General features: G+C 33.0%; 13 protein-coding genes. 10 read left to right on the plus strand and 3 right to left on the minus strand.

The genetic code is table 11. From position 1 onward, the window contains the following. Positions 1 to 184: 184 nt before the first annotated feature. On the minus strand, positions 185 to 1,258 hold the full coding sequence (locus AWE51_RS25645; RefSeq protein ID WP_066320187.1) for a PA0069 family radical SAM protein: 1,074 nt from the start codon (positions 1,256 to 1,258) through the stop codon (positions 185 to 187). Between the two features lie 324 nt (positions 1,259 to 1,582). Between AWE51_RS25645 and AWE51_RS25650 the strand changes: the two genes are divergently transcribed. From AWE51_RS25650 to AWE51_RS25680, 7 genes are all read left to right on the plus strand, one after another. Further along, positions 1,583 to 2,566: a toll/interleukin-1 receptor domain-containing protein gene (locus tag AWE51_RS25650; RefSeq protein ID WP_066320190.1), complete on the plus strand. Its 984-nt coding sequence runs from the start codon at positions 1,583 to 1,585 to the stop codon at positions 2,564 to 2,566. Between the two features lie 12 nt (positions 2,567 to 2,578). Next, positions 2,579 to 3,655 (plus strand): isoaspartyl peptidase/L-asparaginase family protein, encoded by a 1,077-nt coding sequence (locus AWE51_RS25655; protein ID WP_066320192.1) that lies wholly within the window; start codon positions 2,579 to 2,581, stop codon positions 3,653 to 3,655. A 295-nt stretch (positions 3,656 to 3,950) separates the two neighbouring features. Next, positions 3,951 to 4,370, plus strand: coding sequence for a hypothetical protein (locus AWE51_RS25660; protein ID WP_066320194.1), 420 nt, complete (start codon positions 3,951 to 3,953; stop codon positions 4,368 to 4,370). Positions 4,371 to 4,434: 64 nt separating this feature from the next. Next, a complete protein-coding gene (locus AWE51_RS25665; protein WP_066320200.1) occupies positions 4,435 to 5,025 on the plus strand; it encodes a penicillin-binding protein activator LpoB in 591 nt (196 codons plus the stop codon). A gap of 109 nt (positions 5,026 to 5,134) precedes the next feature. Then, complete coding sequence (locus AWE51_RS25670) at positions 5,135 to 6,514, plus strand: COG3014 family protein (RefSeq protein ID WP_066320383.1); 1,380 nt, start codon at positions 5,135 to 5,137, stop codon at positions 6,512 to 6,514. A 170-nt stretch (positions 6,515 to 6,684) separates the two neighbouring features. After that, positions 6,685 to 12,210, plus strand: coding sequence for an alpha-2-macroglobulin family protein (locus tag AWE51_RS25675; RefSeq protein WP_066320204.1), 5,526 nt, complete (start codon positions 6,685 to 6,687; stop codon positions 12,208 to 12,210). Between the two features lie 23 nt (positions 12,211 to 12,233). Then, positions 12,234 to 13,382 (plus strand): DUF418 domain-containing protein, encoded by a 1,149-nt coding sequence (locus AWE51_RS25680; protein ID WP_066320211.1) that lies wholly within the window; start codon positions 12,234 to 12,236, stop codon positions 13,380 to 13,382. Positions 13,383 to 13,460: 78 nt separating this feature from the next. On the opposite strand, the gene AWE51_RS25685 is transcribed toward AWE51_RS25680, so the two are convergent. Beyond that, the gene (locus AWE51_RS25685; RefSeq protein ID WP_066320213.1) at positions 13,461 to 15,701 is read right to left on the minus strand and encodes a M12 family metallo-peptidase; all 2,241 of its coding nucleotides are present in this window, start codon (positions 15,699 to 15,701) and stop codon (positions 13,461 to 13,463) included. A 414-nt stretch (positions 15,702 to 16,115) separates the two neighbouring features. Here AWE51_RS25685 and AWE51_RS25690 point away from each other — a divergent pair, with 414 nt between their 5' ends. From AWE51_RS25690 to AWE51_RS25700, 3 genes are all read left to right on the plus strand, one after another. After that, on the plus strand, positions 16,116 to 16,412 hold the full coding sequence (locus AWE51_RS25690) for an antibiotic biosynthesis monooxygenase family protein (protein ID WP_066320215.1): 297 nt from the start codon (positions 16,116 to 16,118) through the stop codon (positions 16,410 to 16,412). A 19-nt stretch (positions 16,413 to 16,431) separates the two neighbouring features. After that, on the plus strand, positions 16,432 to 18,786 hold the full coding sequence (pbpC, locus tag AWE51_RS25695) for a penicillin-binding protein 1C (RefSeq protein WP_066320217.1): 2,355 nt from the start codon (positions 16,432 to 16,434) through the stop codon (positions 18,784 to 18,786). Positions 18,787 to 19,052: 266 nt separating this feature from the next. Continuing rightward, positions 19,053 to 20,990: a T9SS type A sorting domain-containing protein gene (locus AWE51_RS25700; protein WP_066320218.1), complete on the plus strand. Its 1,938-nt coding sequence runs from the start codon at positions 19,053 to 19,055 to the stop codon at positions 20,988 to 20,990. 90 nt (positions 20,991 to 21,080) lie between these two features. Here AWE51_RS25700 and AWE51_RS25705 read toward each other — a convergent pair whose 3' ends face one another. Next, positions 21,081 to 21,959 (minus strand): transporter, encoded by an 879-nt coding sequence (locus AWE51_RS25705; protein WP_157766232.1) that lies wholly within the window; start codon positions 21,957 to 21,959, stop codon positions 21,081 to 21,083. Positions 21,960 to 22,243 lie beyond the last annotated feature (284 nt).

Below are 22,243 nucleotides of genomic sequence, written 5' to 3' on the forward strand. Positions count from 1 at the left end.
AGAGCTTTGATGATTAGTTAGTATGGGATTGTGTTTTGACGGTTTAAATTGGTGACCCAAAATTACAATTTTTTGCTAAACAGGAGTATTGGGATATTAATTTTTTTAATAATAGTACTTGTAATATTCAACTTTTTTATAAACTTAAATATTTTTTACTTGTATAAAGTAGAATTAAGTACAGTTAGAATAGTTTAAGTTGATTGTTTTTATAGTTTTCATGTAAATCACAATTTAAATACTGTTTTTCTGGTTTTGGGAAATACTTTTTTTTGGCTAAAGCAAAAAGTTGATGAATCTGATCAGCCATTTGACCACTTCCTTTCATTCTTCTGCCAAATACGCTATCATTTAAGTTACCATTATGACATTGCATGATCTGATGTAAAATCTTATCCTTGCGATCAGGAAAAGCAGTTTCTAGCCATTTAGTAAAAATCCCTCCGATTGCTCCATTAAGCCTAACAATAGTATATCCAATGCTTTTTGCTCCTCGTTCTGAAATAGCTTTAGCCAGAGGTAGAATTTCATGACTGTTAATAGAAGGAATAATAGGAGCCATCATAACATTTGTAGGGATCCCCAATCCATTTAATTTCTCTAAGGTTTCCAAGCGTTTTTTAATACTTGACGTTCTGGGTTCTAGAATTCGTCTAGTCTCTTCTTGTAGTGAAGTGATAGAAAGATATACTGAAACTAAATCATAACTAGCTAGTTCTGAAAGAATATCCATATCTCGTTGGATGAGTGCATTTTTGGTTATAATTCCGACGGGGTGTCGATATTTCAGAAACACTTTAAGCAGTTCTCGCGTTATAGCTAGTTTGTTTTCTATGGGTTGATAACAGTCAGTATTTCCGGATAAAGAAATGGGGTAGGCTTTCCAGTTTTTGTTTCGTATTTTCTTTTCTAATAGTTCGGGAGCATTTTTTTTAACCAAAATTTTAGTTTCAAAATCTAGGCCTGCACCATAACCCCAATATTCGTGAGAATTACGAGCATAACAATATACACATCCGTGTTCACAACCTTGATATGGATTAAGAGAGTATGCCATACCCACATCTGGACTTGTTACTTTATTGATAATTGTTTTTGGAAACGTTTCAATAAAAGTTGTCTTATACTTGTCGATTTGCTCTCCTTCGTTTTGGCAATAATTTAAGAAATCATCGCGCAACTCATGATTGTGAATAAAGAACTTATTTTGCACTTTTTCCTGTGCTCCCCTGCCTTTGATGCGGTTTTCTGGTTTCATGAGTACGGTTTTTTTACGGTTTAAAAGTAAAACTTTTGTTGGAATATTTCCTATAAAAAATGGAATATTTCCAAATAAAGAAGTTAATTTTGTACTATACCAACCAGATGATGAATCAAGACTATACTCTGATCTAGTTTTTACTAGTATAAGTATGCATTTTTATCAGAATAGTCGATAGCTCTTGTTAATTTTTTACAGAGAAGAAATACAGATATCATAAACGATTTATGACGATTGTGATATGTCTAAAATTGGTATGAAAATTGGCGCTATAAATAAAGTCAATTAAGTTTTTTGGTTGAAAAAGAAAAATAAGCAATGATGAAAAATAATAGCTATGAGTATGATGTTGCGCTTTCCTTTGCAGGAGAGAATCGGGCGTATGTTGAAGAAGTTGCAAATAGCCTGAGAATAAAAGGCATTAAAGTGTTCTATGATTTGTTTGAAGAGGCAAATCTATGGGGAAAGAACTTGTATGAACATTTATCAGAGATTTACCAAAGTAAAGCAAGGTATACAGTTATGTTTATCTCAGGTTTTTATAATCAGAAATTATGGACAAATCATGAGAGAGTTTCGATGCAAGCCAGAGCGTTTCAAGAAAGTCGCGAATATATTTTACCTGCAAGGTTCGATGATACAGAGATTCCCGGAATTCTTAAAACAGTAGGTTATATTGATCTGAAAGATAAAACACCAGAGGAATTAGCCACCTTGATCCAAAAGAAAGTAACTAAAGATCAAACTTTTTTTAGAAAAAAATGGTCGAAACTCTCTACCATGGTTAGTGCAAAACCGTTTATATTTTCATTAAAAGTTTCTGACGAAAAAGGAGTTAATATCAAAAATGCCAATGTGGTATTAGTTGCGGATAACTCTACATATTTAGAAGGGATAACAGATGAAAAAGGATTGGCGCATTTTATTATTAGAACTCGAAAAGTATATACTGTTTTAATTTCGCATCCAGAATATCCAGCAGTGCTTTTTAAAGAAGTTAATCCTAAAGAGGATATTGCAGTGACTGTAGAAAAAAATAATAGTTCGGGATCTGCTATTATCAATAAATCAGGACAAATACCTGCTATTTCTGGTAAATTAGAACCTTTATTAAAACAAACTAAAGGATTTGAGCTATATGCCGATAATATTGCTATCGAAGGAGGAAAGCAGCAACCTTATGAGTTTGAGTTAAATAAATCTATAAGCTTAGAAGATAACGGTGGAAATGTAATACATTTAACTTTTAGATTCTTCCAAGGAAGAATAGCTTTAGTAGATTATAGTAAACACAAACCTCTTTAAATTATTTTTGAAATGAATAGAGTCCTAATAGCCTTAAGCTTTGTTTTTTTTATAGCATGTAAACAACAACATAAAGAAACTACAAAAATAGCAAAAGTAGATACCCCCAAAACAATTGTTACTGACGCTCAAGATACGTTTGGAATTGTTATTCATGGGGGTGCAGGTACCATTTTGAAAAAAAATATGACTCCAGAAAAAGAGGCCGAATTTAGAGCTAAACTCACAGAAGCAATTCGTGTTGGTCATACAATTTTAAAAAATGGAGGAACGAGTTTAGAAGCTGTAGAAAAAACAATTAATATCCTCGAAGATTCACCATTGTTTAATTCAGGAAAGGGTGCTGTTTTTACAAACGAAGGTGTAAATGAATTAGATGCCTCTATTATGGATGGAAATACGCTAAACGCTGGTGCAGTAGCAGGAGTAAAAACAGTAAAAAATCCAATTAACCTTGCAAAAGAAGTCATGCTTAACTCTCCTCATGTCTTATTATCTGGTAAAGGGGCAGAAGCGTTTGCCAAAGAACAAAATATAGAACTTGTGGATCCATCATATTTTTATACAGAACATAGAATGAAAGCCTTAAAACAGGTAAAAGAGAAATTAAAAAGTAAAGAAGCAAATAAAACTACGGCATTTTATGATCCATTAATTAAAGATTCAAAATTTGGAACAGTAGGTTGCGTAGCTTTAGATAAGAATGGTAATTTGGCTGCAGGTACTTCTACAGGAGGAATGACCAATAAAAAATGGAATCGTATAGGAGACTCACCAATTATCGGAGCAGGAACCTATGCAAATAATGCTACTTGCGCAGTATCTAGTACAGGTTGGGGAGAATACTTCATTCGGGGTATGGTTGCTTACGATGTTTCTGCGATGATAGAATATAAAGGATTGTCGTTACAAGAAGCAACGCACGAAGTGATTCAGAAAAAATTAACGAAGTTAGGCGGTACAGGGGGTATCATAGCGATCGATAATAAAGGCAATGTATCTATGGAGTTTAATACTGCCGGAATGTATCGCGCAACTATGAATGCAGAAGGAGAACTGATTGTTGGAATATACAACGAAGAAGAGTAGCCATAACATTTAATAATATATACAACGTTTCTATCCTTTTATAAGACCAATGTGGTTTTAATTTAATATGATACTAGAATGTGCTTATTTACAATTGTAAATAGAGCCATTAATATAGTCTTTCGAGAAGCTCTTAATGATAATTAAGAGCTTCTTTTTTTATGCAATCTCTAGAAATTTTTTGTTAGTTATTTAAAATAAAGTAGGGTAATACGCACCTTGTTTGTTTTAGGATAACAAATGATACTAATGTTATCACAAATGGGAAATAGTAGATCAATAAAAATTTAATTCAATGAAAAACATTATAATTATACTAGTAGTATTTTTTGGTTATCAGGGGATGCTAAAGGCACAAGAATCTAAAGATCTTTTAGGGCTTCAAAATCCAAATTATGAAGTGTCCTTGAAAAAATACGATTCAATTCGCAGTTCATATACGTTACAACAAGGAACCACACTACAAGAAACCTATACAGCAAGAGATCCTATCGAAGAAAAACGAGAACGAAGAGCCCAAAGGCGATTAAGACGTCATGAAAGAGCTCTTGCAAGAGCCCAAAACCCAACATATGCATATGGTTATGATCCATATTATTTCAACGCTTATGGGGTTAATGGATATGGTTACAATTATTCTAACGATCTGTCAGTACCTGTTGCTATAGGCCTAGGAGTTTTAGAAGTAGCACTATGGAGTACTTGTTTTTGGTAAAAAAACTGTCAACATTAATTAAAAAATACCCAAGAAATAAATCATAAAAAAACAATAATATCAGATGAAAACAATACGAGTAAAATACAAAGCACTTTTCTTAATTATCATAATGATCTCCATGTCATGTTCAAGACAGATTACCAGAGTTGCTACAGATAGCACAATAGAGGTAAGTGGAAGATGGAACGATAGTGACTCTAGATTTACAGCAGAAGACTTAAGTAATCAGATTGTAAACGCTAATTGGGCATCAGATCATACAATAAAAAAAGGAAAAAAACCAGTGGTTATAGTAGGCTTAATCAGAAATAAAAGTCATGAACATATCGAAAGTGAAACATTTGTAAAAGATATCGAGAAATCATTGTTAAATACACAAAGAGCAAAAGTAGTACAAGGAGGAAAAATGAGAGAAGAATTGCGCGGTGAACGGGCAGATCAACAAAATAATGCATCGGTAACAACCATGAAAAAATTTGGACTTGAAACAGGCGCAGATTATATCATCCAAGGTAATATTAATTCTATTGTAGATGCGCATAAGCGTGACAAAGTAGTGTATTACCAGGTTGATTTAGAATTAATCGATATTCAGTCTAACGAAAAAGTATGGATTGGAGATAAGAAGATTAAGAAATTTGTAAAAAACTAAAAAGTACTATTGTTGTAAGCTATTAACTCTTCTTGACTTTTATTTGGTGGGAGCATGATCTTAAAAAATCATGAAGGTCCAAGGAGAGTTATTTAAACCAAAGACAATTATGAATATCCAAATAGATTTTAAGTATATCGCTTTTAGCTTGATTTTTGTTTTGATGAGTTGCAGCACATATAGGGGTAAAAGCGATGCATTTCAACAAAAAATTCAACAAAATGATTATAGCGGAGCATTGAAAACCGTTGATCAAAATTCATTTTTAAAGAAAAAAAGAAATGAATTGTTGTTTTATATGGAAAAAGGAAAAATAGCATATTTAGATGATAATTATCTCCGTAGTAATGAGTTTTTTAATAAAGCCGATGCACTAATCGAGGAAAACAAAAGAGATGTTGGGGGTAAAATACTAGGAGTGCTTACAAATCCTGAACGTCAATTTTATAAAGGCGAAGATTTTGAAAAAGTAGCGATACACTACTATAAAGCATTAAATTATCTCTTTCTTAAGGACATTGACGAAGCCCTTGTAGAAGCCAAAAGAATTACTTTACAACTACAATATCTAAATCAAAAATATCCAGAGGGAAAGAAAAACAGATATGTAAATGATACTTTTGCATTAACACTTCAAGGATTGTTATATGAATCTTCTGGAGATCAAAATAATGCATTCATAGCATATCGCAATGCTATTGATTTATATCTCCAAAACGGGGGTAATTATTTTGGCGTTGCAATTCCAAACCAGTTAAAAGAAGATTTTTTTCGAACTGCCGATTTTATGGGCTTTTATAGTGAAATTGAACGATATGAAGATCTATTAGGCATTTCTTACCAAAGAAAAGAAGAAGAAACAAGAGAAGCTGTTGTTTTTTGGGAAAATGGCTTGGTACCTTATAAGGATGAGACCGCATTTACATTTTCAGTTGTTCCAGGTAGCGATATTGGTTTTTTCTCTGTCTTTAATGAAGAATTAGATCTCACAATTCCTCTTCCGATAGATTATTCTGATGATGTGGGTCTGGATATCTTTCGCGTAGCTTTTCCAAAGTATGTAAGTCGCCAAGCACTATTTCGTAAAGCTAGTATTCAGATAGATTCGGTAGAATACCCTTTTCAATTAACAGAAAATTACAACAATATAGCGTATAAAACATTAAAAGATAGAACGTATAGAGAAATAGGTAATGTTGCTTTGAGATTGGTTACAAAAAAAACATCAGAATATTTACTTAAAAGTAAGGATGAGCTTTCAGGAAATTTATTAGGAATATTTAATGCTATTACAGAAGGAGCAGATACGCGCAATTGGCAAAGTTTACCAGAGCACATTCATTATTCAAGAGTACCTGTTAAACAAGGAAAAAACAAATTAGATGTGGTACTAGAAGATCGATATAACAATACGACGACCAAGTCTATTTCGATTCAAAAATATGGTAGTCTAGTTTTTGCCAAAATTACTACGCCCGAAATTTTATAAAAAAAGGTGGATCAGCAATATCATATCAGAGAGAAGTATGAGCTGAAAAATTGCTTAGATATATTGTCAAAATCTTTGTTAGATTTTATCGTAGAATAATTTTTTGTAGTGCGCTTCAAGACTTTAAAAATTATCTTACATTTATAAAGTCAACAAAATCCAATCTTTTTATGCGACTAACAAAAATCTTCTATGCGTTACTTTGTGTAACGTTGCTATTTTCATGTAAGAAAAAAGATGAGCAATCTATTGCCAGAGCTAATGCTTCAGAAGTTACTAAATATCGAGATTATATCTCTGATGTTTCTTCGGGAGTAATTTCTGTGTTGGATAATGTATATGTTGTATTGCAAACCCCAGTAAATGGTTGGGATGATAATCAAGAATTACCCAAAAGCCTATTTAAGGTTTCTCCAAATGTCAAAGGAAAAGTAATTGCTGTAAATAATCGCACGATCTCTTTTCAACCAGATGAAGGGTTTAAAGAAGATACACAATATACTTTTACTCTTGACCTTGAAGATCTAGTAGAAGATATTAAGGAAGGTTTAGATGAAGAATTCGTATTTACAGTAAAAACATTAAAGCAACAATTTTCGGTTATTACCGATAATTTACAGTCCTATAGTAAAGATTGGCAGTACATAGATGGCACATTGACGACTAGTGATCAATTAAAATTTGACATTGCAAAACAACTAATTACAGCTTCACAAAAAGGAAAAAATGTAAATATTACTTTTAGTGAGACCATTGATAAGAGCCGACAATTTGGCTTTAGAATAGATAGTATTCAACGATTTGAAGACGATTCTGAAGTTGAAATTAAATGGTCTGGTAAAAAATTCAAGATTGATACTCAAGGAGAAAACGTTTTGTCAATTCCTGGTAAAAATAATTTTTCGGTGATTAGTGTTTCTGTAGCCAATGTAGATAACCAATATGTTGAAGTTAATTTCTCAGACCCCTTAAAGAAAAGTCAAAATTTTAATGGTTTAGTCACCATTTCAGGAGCCAACGGACTTAAATATACCGTGAATGGAAATGTACTAAAAGTATATCCTAAAAAGGAACTTAAGGGAACATTAGATGTAACCGTTTTTGAAGGTATTCAAAGTACAGATAATTATAAACTTAAGAATACCTATACAGAGAAAGTATCTTTTCAACAGCCAAAACCAGAGGTTCGGCTTTTACAAAATGGAGTGATTTTACCAACATCAGATAATTTAAAATTTAATTTTGAAGCTGTTAATCTACGTGCAGTAGAAGTACAGGTGATTAAAGTTTTTGAAGATAATGTACTTCAGTTTTTGCAAAGTAATAATCTTAACGGAGTTAATAACCTTAGAAGCGTTGCAAGACCAGTCGCTAAAAAACTCATTAATCTTCAAGAAAATGCTTCATTAAATTTGAGCAAATGGAACGCTTTTGCCATAGATTTAAAAACATTGATTACACCAGATCCAGGTGCGATCTATCGTGTAGAACTTAGATATCGTAAGGTGCATTCTTTATACAAATGTGATGGTGTAAAAGCAGATGATACAACTATTCAAGAATTAGCAGAAACATACGATGAAGAGTCAGCATCCAGTTTTTGGGATAGTTCACAATATTACTATGAAAGTTATAATGGGTATAACTGGCAAGAACGTGATAACCCATGTAGTAATTCTTATTTCAGAAATAAAAAAATAGGAGCAAACATATTAGCGTCTAATCTTGGGGTTGTAATCAAAAAAGGCCTTAACCATTCGTATATGGTCACGGTAAATGATATTATTACAACCAACCCTATTCCTAATGTAAAAGTGAGATTTTATAACTATCAGCAACAAGAAATGGGTATTACCACTACCGATGCGCAAGGAATGACAGGTTTTGATGCAGATCGACCGGCTTATTTTGCAATTGCAACGTCTGGTAAGCAACAAACCTATGTAAAATTAGATGATGGTAATGCTTTGTCAGTGAGTAAGTTTGATGTTTCTGGAGTAAGACTTCAAAAAGGCATTAAAGGTTTTATTTATGGCGAACGCGGGGTATGGAGACCAGGAGACACCTTGTTTTTATCATTTATGCTTAATGATAATGCAAATAAACTACCACAAGGACATCCTGTAAAATTTGAATTAAGAGATCCTTATGGTAAAGTAACGTATCAAGATACTAAAACTGAAGGAACGAATAACGTGTATAATTTTGCAGTGAATACTGCTCAAGAGGCACCTACAGGAAATTGGCAAGCTAAAGTACAAGTGGGTGGAGCAAGTTTTACCAAGGCTTTAAAAATTGAAACGATAAAACCTAATCGACTTAAGATAAAAACTACTTTTGAGGATGAAGTACTAAGTAGTAACGCAACCATAAAAGGAAATATTGAAGCACTTTGGTTACACGGTGCTATTGCTAGAAATCTTAAATCTGATATTAATGCCAGATTTACTTCTAAAAAGACTAGTTTTAAAACGTTTCCGGGCTATGTTTTTGATGATCCAACACGTCGATTTAATACCGAGGAACAAGAGGTGTTCAAAGGAAAGTTATCTGCAGATGGAAAAGCTAGTTTTAACTTAAAATCAAAACTTACGAATAAAGCTGCAGGAATGTTGAGAGCATCTTTTATCACCAAGGTATATGAAAATGGAGGTGATTTTAGTACCGATGTGATTAGTAAAGATTTTTCGCCTTATTCAACTTATGTAGGAATCAATGTTCCTAAAGGAGATAAAGCACGAGGAATGCTTCTTACCGATACCAAGCATAATTTTGATGTGGTCGCTGTTGATGAAAAAGGAAATCCAAAAGCAGTAAAAAACCTAGAAGTTTATGTGTACAAAGTACATTGGAGATGGTGGTGGGATAGCAGTTCTGATAATTTATCACAATACAACAGAAGTTCATATCGTAACGAAGTATTTAAGACTAAAGTAACTACAAATAGTCAAGGTAAGGCAAGTTTCAATTTTGAATTAAAGTACCCAGAATGGGGGAGATATTTAGTGAGAGTCGTGGATCCAAATGGGGGACATGCAACAGGAAAAACAATGTATATTGATTGGCCGGGATGGGCTGGGAAATCTCGTAAAAACGATCCTTCGGCAGCAACAATGCTCTTGTTTTCAACAGATAAAAACACCTATAATGTAGGTGAGAAAGCCATAGTTACTTTTCCTTCTAGTGAAGGAGGTAGAGCTTTGGTCACTGTCGAAAATGGAACGGAAGTGTTAACATCGCAATGGGTTACACCTCAAAAAGGAGAAACTAAATTTGAATTGCCAATTGATCAGGTATATACTCCTAATGTGTATATCCATATCACGTTATTGCAACCGCATGCTTCAACAGTAAACGACCTGCCTATACGATTATACGGTGTAGTTCCGATTTCTGTAGAAGACCCAAATACTAAAGTGCAGCCTAAAATTACGATGCCTGATGTACTACGTCCTGAAGAGACAATCACAATCAAAGTAGGAGAGGCAAAAGGGAAATCAATGACATATTCTATTGCTATAGTTGATGAAGGTTTGTTAGATCTTACTCGATTTAAAACTCCTGACCCTTGGAATACTTTTTATGCTAGAGAAGCTCTTGGTGTAAAAACATGGGATATATATGATGATGTAATCGGAGCCTATGGCGGAAGTATAAATCAAGTATTTAGTATAGGAGGTGATGCAGAAGCCGGTGGAGGTAAGGCTAAAAAAGCAAACCGTTTTAAACCAATGGTAGTGTACAAAGGACCTTTTGAACTCAAAAAAGGAGAAACAAGAGCGCATCAAATTAAAATACCTAAGTACGTGGGATCTGTAAGAACTATGATTGTGGCTTCAGATGCAGATAATGCCGCATATGGTAGTGTTGATAAAACAACTCCTGTTCGTAAACCCCTAATGGTATTAACATCGATACCACGAAAAATTACACCGGGTGAAAAAGTTACTATTCCAGTTACTGTTTTTGCAATGGAAAATAAAGTAAAAGATGTAACCGTAACCCTAAAACCGAATAAAGGATTTACAGTTATCGGAGAACCACAAAAGAAGTTATCATTCGCTCAGCCCGATGAAAAAATGGCTTATTTTGATATAGAAGTTTTAGAAGGAGCATCAATTACAGATATCGAAGTTGTAGCAAATGGAGCCGGAGAAAAAGCATCTTACAAGGTTTCAATTGATATTGTCAATCCAAACCCAATGACAACAGAAGTAACCTCAATTGTATTAGAACCTAATAGTGAACAAGAAGTTGACTTTGCTGCTTTTGGGATTTCTGGAACTAATAGTGCTACAATCGAGATATCTTCATTACCACCAATGAATTTTGAAAGTAGATTAAAATATCTAATTCGATATCCTCATGGGTGTGTAGAACAAACAACCTCTGCAGCCTTTCCTCAGTTATATCTTGGAAACATATTTGACCTTCCATCTGATCAACAACAAAAAATTCAGAAAAATGTAGAATCTGCAATTAATAAACTTAAGCGATACATTCAACCTAATGGAGGGATGTCTTATTGGCCCGGATATAGTAACCCTAATGATTGGGGTACCACTTATGCAGGTCATTTTTTATTAGAAGCAAATAAACAAGGATATGTGTTACCAATTGGCTTTAAAAGCAATTGGATTAATTATCAACAACAACAAGCTAAACGATGGCGTAATGGGGGTAATGATCTCGCACAAGCTTATAGATTGTATACATTGGCTTTGGCAGATAGTCCTGACCTTGCATCAATGAATCGTTTACGAGAAACTTCAGGGCTTTCAAATGAAGCTAAATTAAGGTTAGCTATAGCTTATGGATTAGTAGGACAAGAAACAGCCGCAAAAGAGCTGCTTAATGGCGCTACGATACATTTTGAACCTAGGAGATATTACTACTATACATATGGATCTACGAATCGCAACCGTGCAATGGCATTAGAAACCTTAGTCGCATTAGATCAAAAGGCTAACGCACAAAAAATAGCAGTAGATCTAGCTAAAGAATTATCATCCAAGAGTTGGATGAGTACCCAAACTACTTCATATGCATTATTAGCAATGGCTAAATATGCATCATATGTTGGAGGAAAAGGAATAAATGTAACATACAGTTTAAATGGTAAATCAACTAATGCCAAGACTAATAAAACGATAGCAACCTCTGGTGACGTAATATTGCAAAAGAATAACACTTTAGTATTAAAAAATAAAAAAGACAATACTGTTTTTGTTCAACTTGCTACTAATGGGATATTACCTGTTGGAAAAGAAAAAATTATTCAGAATAATTTTAAGGCTATTGTCGATTATAAAACAAGAGAAGGTAAAATTATTGAGGTTAAACAACTAAGTCAAGGAACAGATTTTGTAGCAGAAGTAACCATTACCAATACGTCTAATAGTAAAGTAAAGGATATTGCTTTAACCGAAATTTTCCCCTCCGGATGGGAAGTAGTAAACACCCGTTTTACAGATTTTGGATCATTTAAAGCGAATAAAGTTACCCATACTGATATACGAGATGATCGAGTTAATTTCTATTTTAATTTAAAACCTAAAGAAAGTAAAACGATGACTATTTTATTAAATGCATCTTATTTAGGTAAATATTACTTACCGGGTATCCAATGTGAAGCTATGTATGATAATGACTATATAGTGCGTAGCCAAGGAAAATGGGTAGAGGTTGTGAAATAGAAATGATTACTTTGTAATTAATAATGGCAAATAACAATAGAATTGTATTAATTGATGCACTAAGAGGGCTAGCTTTAGCAGGCATTTTATTACTTCATCATATTGAACATTTTGATTTTTATCAAAAACCAGTTTATAATATTCCTTGGTTAATAAGAATAGATAGATGGGTTTGGGATAATCTATTCTTGTTAGTTTCAGGAAAAGCTTTTGCTCTTTTTTCATTATTGTTTGGATTAAGTTATTGGATTATTCATGAAAATAGAGTAGCTAAAGGAGAGATGTATTTCTTAAGACATTTTTGGAGAATGTTTATATTAATCATTCTAGGGATATTTCACTTGGTTTTTTTTAGGGGAGATATTTTGATTATGTATGCCATTCTTGGACTACCGTTGGTAATTGCTCCATATATGAGTAATCGAAGTATTCTAATTCTTTCTATTGTACTCCTAATTAACCCCGTTAATATATACACTTTTGGAAGTTATTTAATTAATAATAGTGTTATTGATTTCAGACTTCCATACCCAAAGGTTAATATTAATGAGTTTCTTGTGGATGGATCATTTTTAGAAGTATTAAAGATTAATTTAACCTCTGGATATGAAGGGTCAATAGTTTGGAGCTGGAACGTAGGGCGAATATTTGCTATACCTGGACTATTTTTTTTAGGAGTTTATTTTAGTAAAACTAAAATGTTAACAGACAAACCTCTTCGATTTTGGTATCATTTTCTGGTATTGACATTTATGTTATGTTTGGTGTTTGATGTAATAGGAGATGTATGGGTTCAACATATTGAAAATAAATTGCATTTAGGAATATTTAAACCTATTATAGATGGTTACTTTAAACTTGTTATGATGTTCTTTATGCTATCACTTATTGTTATTATTTGGCGTCATAACAATGGCAAAGTATGGGCAGCAAAATTTTCAGATTTTGGACGAATGGGGCTAACAAATTATATTTTAATGTCGATTATAGGTGCCATACTATATTATGGTTGGGGAGCTGGACTTTATAAATATTGTGGATCATTTACTACTTTTTTGATAGGCATTTTAGCGTTAATATTTCAAATGAAATTCTCGTCATGGTGGTTGGAAAAATATGAACAAGGACCTCTTGAGAAAATTTGGAGAAAAATAACTTGGATAAAGGTGTAAGCAGTAAAAGAGTGAATTGAAACTAACTAAAAAGAGGAAGCCAGGACTTCCTCTTTTTAAATAAGTGACATAAGATATCTATTCAATAAATATCTTATGTGTAATTATCTTTTTTTCACCTTTCATTTTAACAAAATAAATACCAGTAGTAAGCTCACTAACATCTAAACTTTTAGTAGTATTAGTATTTGGGTTTGTATCAATTAAATGGGTTTGCAAAATTTTTCCATTAATATCACTAATATCGAGGTTAAATATATCGTTTTGACTATTTAATTCTATATTCAAAATATCCTTTGCAGGATTTGGATAAATTTTTACTTCGTCTGTTTCTAGTGCACTTACTATTGGAGCTTCAATAATATTAGCCGTTGAAACGCAAGTGTTTTCATAAATATTTGTGTTTTTGTTCACTCCCCAAAGATGACCATTATCTTGTACAGAAATATTAGTCAAGATTCCATTAAATTTTTCCCATACTCCAGAGCCTTTATATTTATGAGGAATACCACTATTTAACTGAAGTGCCCATACATCACCTTCTCGAGAAATTGATATATCTGATGCTTTAAAATCTCCTTTTTTACTCCATTTATTGGTAGAACCAATATATTGATAGATATGGTTATTAGTGCCAACGATCCAAGGATTTCCATCATTTGCAACATCTATACGTATACCTTTTCCATTACCAGGTAGAAGATTCCATTTTCCGCCTCCGGCATAGCTATAAATATTATTTCCATTGCCTATATGAACAAGTGTATTATGGTTACCTCCAATATCGAATGCTTTTCCTGGGACCTTTGTCCATCTAGTATTACTTAGATTTCGATAAATTTCATTCTTATCTGTTACAATATAGGGCGACCCGTAGGCAACGTCAATACGTTTTGCTGTTACTCCAGACATTCTAATCCAGTTGCTATTATTCCAGCGATATATGGATTTATTCGTGCCCACAACGTATACTTTATTTGATCCAGCGCCAATATCAGTACCGTTTCCAGGTTTTTTGGACCAATTACAGTTTGGATTTTGGATATTTCCGACACAACCCTTAGAGTTGATAGTACTTATAATAAGAGCCTTTGGTTGAGGTCCAAAACCTTTATTAAAATTTGTGCCTGCACTCGTAACATGACAATAACTCATTATAGTACCTCCACCAGAAGGTATACCTGGTTTTGCGCATCCGCCAACGGTATCGACACATCCATCAATCGCTGTGTTATTATTATTCCATTTACAATCTTGTGTATGAGGCGAACCTAAATTATGACCTAATTCGTGTGCAACTACTAATACGGACCAAGAATAAGTAGGAACATTTTTGAATGATTTGTGAATACCTGAAACTCCATATTTGTAAGATCCGCATAGGCCATTTACCCAAGCAAGACCACCAGAATAATTATAGGTTACAAGATGTCCTAAATCTCCATTAAAACTATTTTTATTTCTGTACTCACGATACTTATTTAAATCATTACTAAAAGGAGCAGTAGAGGTCCATGCTTTTATTCCCGATAAGCGAATACTAATATTATCATTTGCATATAATACTGCAACCTGATTAAATAGGGCCTCTATATAGTTTGAAGCACCTTGTGCACCACCTTTATCTTTTACTATATCATTTGCAATATCAAAAAAGATTTTAGGGGACTTTATCGCAGCTTTTTCTAGACTATTGCCTGAAAATTGCTTTTGTGTTGATTCTTTTTCTGGATTGTCAAGGGCCTGACAAGCAAAATTATTAAGGTGAGAGATGTCATTATCCCTGTATATGATTTGATTACTACTATTCTTAAGTTTGCCTATAACAAGATTACTGGACTCTTTACCAAAACTAATAATTCCCGAAATTTCATCATTAAGAAAGCTTATAGCTACTACAGAGTTTGGTTCCCCTTTTACAATACCTGTATAGTGTACCAATTGGTCATCAGGTTTAATGGTTTTACCAGATGGCATTTCAATAATTTGATAATCATTTGTAGTAATTCTTGCTTTAACCAATTCCAGAGACATTTCAGATTTTTGATCTGGAATAGATAAGTTTATAGTTGTTGGCGCCTTAGATTTAAAAGAAGCTAACTGGCTTTTGTCGAAAGAAAAAATAGTATATTCTTTAAATTCAGATGGTACTAATTCACTCACTTTACTTTTGACAACACTATTAAAAAGGTTAACAGTTTCGAATAAAGCTCCAGCATTTTTTTCTTGTATTACTCTTTGATTAGGAGTTTTAGGTTTGGTTTGAGCAAAGGAAATTGCTGTAAAAAGAGTGAATAATAAAAAGAAATTTTTTTTCATAATAGTTAGGTTTTAGAGGTTTTGTGTTTTGGTTGACCAAAATACAGATCGTTATTTAGTGTAAATGAATCACAATAAGACGCTTTCAACGTCCTCCTTTTAAATCGTGTGATTATTCCATTGTTTCAAAAAAGTAGTGCTTAAATGATTAGAAATGTTAGTTTTGATACTCTAAACAAGAAGGTAATTTTTTGATTGTTGCAGTAAATGTAGAGGCAGTATCTCTGAAACGATATATGTTTTTAGTATTCGTTTAATGTGAATTAGAATTTGTAGGGTATTGATATATTTCGATTTTTTAATGCCAATTAGACTTTTTTTAAGAGTAATAATGCTAAAAACATGTAAATCAAATACATGAATAATAATGGTCTTACCTATGAAAATTAATAATACGTATTACTTTAAATTATTATGATTTTAGAACAAGTAATTTTATATATAAGGCCTAATCAATCAGAAATGTTTGAAAAAGCTTTTAAAATAGCGCAAAACATAATTATAACTATGAAAGGATACTTACGCCATGATTTACTTAAATGTGTAGAGGAAGAAGATAAATATCTTTTACTAGTAGAATGGAAAACTATTACTGATCATGAAGAGGGTTTTCGTAAATCGGAAGGGTATCAAGATTGGAAGAATCTTTTACACCATTTTTATGATCCATTTCCAGTTGTTCAGCATTATTTTTCTGTTTTAGAAAACTAATGTTTATTTAGTAGGATAAATGATTAGAATAAAATTTAAGAATTATATCAAAAAACATCCAAAGCGTTTTATTGTTTTTGGATTAGTAGTGATATGGTATTATTTCTGTTTACCAACTCCTTTGTTTGAAAATCCAACAGCAACAGTAATAGAGACTAAAAATGGAACATTATTAGGAGCAAAAATTGCAAGTGATGGTCAGTGGCGTTTCCCTGAAACAGATAGTGTTCCAAATAAATTTAAAGCATGTATTATTGCCTTTGAGGACCAGCAATTTTATCGACACCTTGGATTTAATCCAGTAGCCATTCTTAAAGCGATCCAAGAAAATAGTAAAGCAGGAAAAGTCGTTCGTGGTGGTAGTACCATAACACAACAAGTTATTCGTCTATCTAGAAAAGGCCAACGTAGAACCTATTTTGAAAAACTAAAAGAACTTATTCTGGCCACACGGTTAGAACTTAGTACTTCAAAAGAAAACATTTTAGAGCTATACGCATCTCATGCTCCATACGGAGGTAATGTTGTTGGTATCGATATGGCTGCATGGCGATATTTTGGATTGCCCGCGTATCAATTATCTTGGGCAGAAAGTGCAACTCTAGCGGTATTGCCAAATGCCCCTTCATTAATATATCCAGGTAAAAATCAAGAACGTTTAAAGCAAAAAAGGAATCGATTATTAGAAACACTTTTGCAGCAAAGTACAATAGATTCCTTAACGTATGAGTTGGCTATTAGTGAAACGCTACCTAGCAAACCTTATGTATTGCCACAAACTGCGCCTCATTTGTTAGATAGAATAGCAAAAAAACATACTGGTAAAAGAATACAAACTACCATCGATCTAATAGTACAAAAACAAGTAAATAAAATAGTATCAAAACATTATGAATCATTAAAACAAAATGAAGTTCATAATATGGCAGTTTTGATAATGGATGTAGATACAAGAAAAGTATTAAGTTATGTGGGTAATACCCGTACAGATAAAAATCATCAAAAAGATGTTGATATCATTAAAGCGAACAGAAGTACAGGTAGTACATTAAAACCGCTATTATATGCTGCTATGATGGATAAAGGAGAGTTACTGCCGCAACAACTAGTTTCTGATGTTCCTACTGTCATTGCAGGATATACTCCTAAAAATTATGATGAGAGTTATAGCGGAGCTGTTCCCGCGAGCAGAGCTCTTGCTCGTTCTTTAAATATTCCTGCAGTTAGATTGCTACAACAGTACGGTTTACAGAGATTTAGAGAGGAGTTAAACATGTTTAAAATAAAAGGCTTAACATACAGTGCAGATCATTATGGATTATCACTAATTGTTGGTGGAGCAGAGGGTAATTTATGGGACTTGTGTAAAACTTATGCTGGGTTTACGGGTACTTTAAAACATTTTGAAGATACATCAAGTGAATATTTTATAAATGAGTTTGCAGAACCTATTATTCTAGCAGATGATAGTGTCGATTTCGGAAAGAAAACTAGCCAAAAACCAATATACGGAGCAGGAAGTATATGGCTAACATACGAGGCTATGAAAAAAGTTAATCGTCCAGAGGGAGACGAAGCATGGGAGTTTTATGATTCTTCTAAAGAAATTGCCTGGAAAACAGGAACAAGTTTTGGAAACCGAGATGCTTGGGCTATTGGAACAAGCCAAAATCATGTCATTGGTGTTTGGATTGGCAATGCAGATGGAGAGGGACGTCCTGGATTAACAGGATTAAATGCTGCAGCTCCCGTATTATTTGATGTTTTTAATCTATTACCTGATTCAAAATGGTTTCCAATCCCCTATGATGACTTAGTAATGACTAATGTTTGCTCTAAAAGTGGCTTTTTGGCCAGTAATCATTGCCCTACAAAACAAATGTATATTCCTATTTCTGGTAGAGAAACCAGACCTTGTTCTTTACATAAATTAGTACACTTAGATTTAAGTATGCAATATCGTGTTAACTCATCATGTGAGCCAATTACCGAGATTATCCATGAACCATGGTTTGTATTGCCCCCCTTACAAGAGTATTTCTTCAAAACAAATAATGCCGATTATAGGTCACTACCGCCTTATCGATCAGATTGTATAAAAGAATCTCAGGCAAGAATGGATTTTATTTTTCCTAAAAAAAATAGCAGCGTCTATTTACCTAAAGGATTTGATGGTAAAATCAATGAAGTCGTTCTTAAAATTGCACATACAGATCCAGAAACTAGAGTCTTTTGGTATATAGATAACCAATTTGTAGGAACCACAAAGCAATTTCATGAAATGCCTGTATTACCCAAAGTAGGAGATCATTTAATTACAATCGTAGATGAAAAAGGTAATGAGCTAAAAAGAAAACTAACGGTTAAAGAATAGTCCAAACTATAATAATTGATTAGTTTAATTTTAAACATAAGGTTTTAAAGTGACTTTTATATTTGAAACCCGTAACTAGCTGTAATTTAATGGTTTAACTTTTTTTTGTTTTTGTGTTAAATCATTGTTAGAACCATAAGTTATCTAGTTAATCTTTTCTTAACAGTCATAAAAAGAAGCGTTTAGGGGATGGATTATTTTTTTAAGAGTTGTATATTTAACTAATATTGACCAATTGTACTATATTTAACACAAATACTCTTAAAATGAGAAACCTAACCATTAGTTTAAGCATATTTTTATGCTTAATTACGAGCGCTTATGCGCAAATTAGTCAGGGTGGAGAGCCCTTATTTTCGAAAGAAAATTTTTCGAAATCTACCGAAATTTCAACAGTAGAATTACCCAAAGTTGATGTTGTAAAATTGCTAAAAGAAGATGGTGAAGAAGCATCAAAAGATGTTCCCTTACGTTTTGCATATGCTCATGATGTAAACCTAAACCCAAAAAATTCTGGGAAGTGGTTTACGAATGAGAATGGGGATAAATTTTGGCTACTAGAGTTAGAGTCTAAAGGAGCAAAATCCCTTAATCTTACCTTTTCTAATTTTTATTTACCTGAAGGATCTAAATTATTTATCTACAACGAAGATAAAACAGATGTTAAAGGAGCTTTTACAGCATTAAATAATAAAGAATCAAGAAAATTGGGTACGGCCCCTATAATGGGTGATAAGATAATTATTGAGTATTATCAGCCTAGCTTAGTTAATGAAAACCCATCTTTACAAATCGCTAAAGTAGCTCATGATTACAGAGGTATTTATGGCTTAGCTAAAGCTTTTGGGGATTCTGGTTCTTGTAATAACAATGTTAACTGCGCAGAAGGCAACCCTTGGAAAGATCAAATTAGATCCGTCGCATTAATTACATTAGCAAATGGAAGTAGATTTTGTACTGGAGCATTGATTAATAATACAGCAAACGATGGAACTCCATATTTTTTAACAGCAAATCATTGTACGGGTAGTGATACATCCAATTGGGTATTTGTTTTTAACTACCAATCTGCCGGTTGCAATAATACAGATGGATCCCTAAATCAATCGGTTTCAGGATCACAATTGCTTAAAAAAGGAGCTGCTACAGATTATTCATTGTTAAGATTATCAACAGCCCCTCCTAGCAGTTATAAAGTGTATTATTCTGGATGGGACGCTACAGGCGCTAACCCAACTAAAACTACAGGAATTCATCATCCTAGTGGAGATGTTAAAAAAATCTCCTTTGATAACGATGCACCGTCTATAGGAACTTTTAACGGAAACACTGTAGATACACATTGGGAAGTAAATGATTGGGATGACGGTACTACAGAACCAGGTTCGTCGGGATCACCATTATTTGATCAAAATAAAAGAATTGTTGGTCAATTACACGGAGGTGGAGCTGCTTGCGGTAATAATTTGTCTGACCTTTACGGACGTTTTGATCTTTCATTTCCTAATCTCCAGCAATGGTTGGCACCTGGAAGTGGTCTTAAGAAAATTGATGGATATGACCCTGATGGTGGTGGAGGTAACCCTCCGACATGTACAGATGTTACGCTTACACTTAAATTTGATGATTATCCAGAAGAAACAAGCTGGACTGTCAAAGATAGCAAAGGTGTCGTAGTTAAATCTGGAGGAACATATCCAAATCAAGCAGATGGAAGTACATTAGCAATAGATCTTTGTTTAGAGTCTGGTTGTTATGACTTAACGATTAATGATACGTATGGTGACGGGATGTGTTGTAGTTATGGTTCTGGGTCTTATGCATTAACAGATGCATCAGGTACACTTGCATCAGGAGCTTCTTTTGCGTCATCAGAAACTAAAAACTTTTGTGTAGGTACAACCAGAGTTGTAGCAACAACTACAAAAGGAACCGTTAATGCTATTGCATTAAATAACTTAAACCTGTATCCTAATCCAACTACCAATATTCTTAATATTGGTTACAAAATTAAAGAAGGATCTAGTATTAGTACATCAATATTAGATATTGCAGGAAGAGTTATTAAGACAAAGAGTTTTAATCATGATATTAAATCAGGAAAATTACAGTTAGATGTAAATAGATTGCCCCGAGGTTCTTACTTTCTAAAAATTACAGAAAACAATAACTCTGTAGTGAAGAAGTTCGTAATTTCTGAATAATTCAAAAATTATAAAAACCACGTTAAAATAGTGCAATTGATTCAAGTATATAACACCATCAAAACTAGTTTTGATGGTGTTTTTTTTAGATTAATTGGTTTTATAAACTAAGCCTAAAGAAAAAGAAGAAGCTCTATCATAATTTCTTCCATCCATGTTTACGGCATATCCTGTAGATATTCCAAAGTTATTTTTATAAACAGGTACATAAAGGTCTAAGTTAAGATTGGTGTAATCTACTTCAGTTTCAGATAGAACATTAGCACCGCCAGCATCTATAAACTCTTGTGTACCAATATCAAGTCCACTTAATGAATTTTGAACACCAACTTTTGCATGTGCATAAAACCACTTATTGTAATATCCAAGTTTTGCACTATACAACATGGCATTTGGAATATCAAAGTCAGAACTACTTCTTAAACTATAAGCGGCTTGTATTTCTATAAATAGATTCGAAGGAGTCGAAAATTGAACAAATCCACAACCATCATAAGCTGTTGCTCCACTACCAATAGATAAAATTCCGGCTTCCTCATATCCACCAATAGGTAATGTAATTCCAGTAGCACCGCCAAGAGATAATTTAGCAGCATTATCGAATTCTTTTTCTAAAACTTTGGCTTTAAAGAATAGGCTTAAATCCTGTACACCTTCTATTTCACTGCTTCCCAAAATAGGGTCTGCAATTTCATTTTCGTTTCTTACGGATACATAAGGAACTGTCACAGTTGTTGATAACCAATCTAGAAAACCATATTCTCCGTAAAGACTCAAAATCGATGATGATATTGTTCCCATATTGGCAGGGTTAGCTTGGGATAATGATTCACCCATATAAAAATTATCATAACTTTTAAATGAATAGGATGAAGCAATGGTTAAGTCATTCTGTTTCGGAAAAAAGCCATTAAGAATAGTTTGGGCAGATAGTGATGAGACGCTTACTAATAATAGTAGTAAGATCATCTTTTTGGGGGTAGAAATTGTAATCATAGTATCATAGGCGTTGAATATTTTTGGTTGGTTAAAAAATGGAGTTAAGTGTTAAAATTATGTAAATAATTTAGCGTAAAGTATTTAAAAAATCCATATAATGCAAATATTATCGATAAAATACTCAATTTTTGATATTTTTACACTATTTTATGTCTAAAAGCTTAATGAGGTTTAGGAAGAGATACGTGATAAACAAAAAGAAAAAAGTTGATATTACCTAAAATACAATCACCATCAAAACTAAATTTAGTCTG

The sequence above is a fragment of the Aquimarina aggregata genome, assembly GCF_001632745.1.
GTDB lineage: Bacteria > Bacteroidota > Bacteroidia > Flavobacteriales > Flavobacteriaceae > Aquimarina > Aquimarina aggregata.

What these genes read in the sequence shown, in the direction of transcription:
- AWE51_RS25645 (WP_066320187.1), bottom strand. Translation starts at nt 1,258, where the DNA reads ATGAAACCAGAAAACCGCATCAAAGGCAGGGGAGCACAGGAAAAAGTG.
- AWE51_RS25650 (WP_066320190.1), top strand. Translation starts at nt 1,583, where the DNA reads ATGAAAAATAATAGCTATGAGTATGATGTTGCGCTTTCCTTTGCAGGA.
- AWE51_RS25655 (WP_066320192.1), top strand. Translation starts at nt 2,579, where the DNA reads ATGAATAGAGTCCTAATAGCCTTAAGCTTTGTTTTTTTTATAGCATGT.
- AWE51_RS25660 (WP_066320194.1), top strand. Translation starts at nt 3,951, where the DNA reads ATGAAAAACATTATAATTATACTAGTAGTATTTTTTGGTTATCAGGGG.
- AWE51_RS25665 (WP_066320200.1), top strand. Translation starts at nt 4,435, where the DNA reads ATGAAAACAATACGAGTAAAATACAAAGCACTTTTCTTAATTATCATA.
- AWE51_RS25670 (WP_066320383.1), top strand. Translation starts at nt 5,135, where the DNA reads ATGAATATCCAAATAGATTTTAAGTATATCGCTTTTAGCTTGATTTTT.
- AWE51_RS25675 (WP_066320204.1), top strand. Translation starts at nt 6,685, where the DNA reads ATGCGACTAACAAAAATCTTCTATGCGTTACTTTGTGTAACGTTGCTA.
- AWE51_RS25680 (WP_066320211.1), top strand. Translation starts at nt 12,234, where the DNA reads ATGGCAAATAACAATAGAATTGTATTAATTGATGCACTAAGAGGGCTA.
- AWE51_RS25685 (WP_066320213.1), bottom strand. Translation starts at nt 15,701, where the DNA reads ATGAAAAAAAATTTCTTTTTATTATTCACTCTTTTTACAGCAATTTCC.
- AWE51_RS25690 (WP_066320215.1), top strand. Translation starts at nt 16,116, where the DNA reads ATGATTTTAGAACAAGTAATTTTATATATAAGGCCTAATCAATCAGAA.
- pbpC (WP_066320217.1), top strand. Translation starts at nt 16,432, where the DNA reads ATGATTAGAATAAAATTTAAGAATTATATCAAAAAACATCCAAAGCGT.
- AWE51_RS25700 (WP_066320218.1), top strand. Translation starts at nt 19,053, where the DNA reads ATGAGAAACCTAACCATTAGTTTAAGCATATTTTTATGCTTAATTACG.
- AWE51_RS25705 (WP_157766232.1), bottom strand. Translation starts at nt 21,959, where the DNA reads ATGATCTTACTACTATTATTAGTAAGCGTCTCATCACTATCTGCCCAA.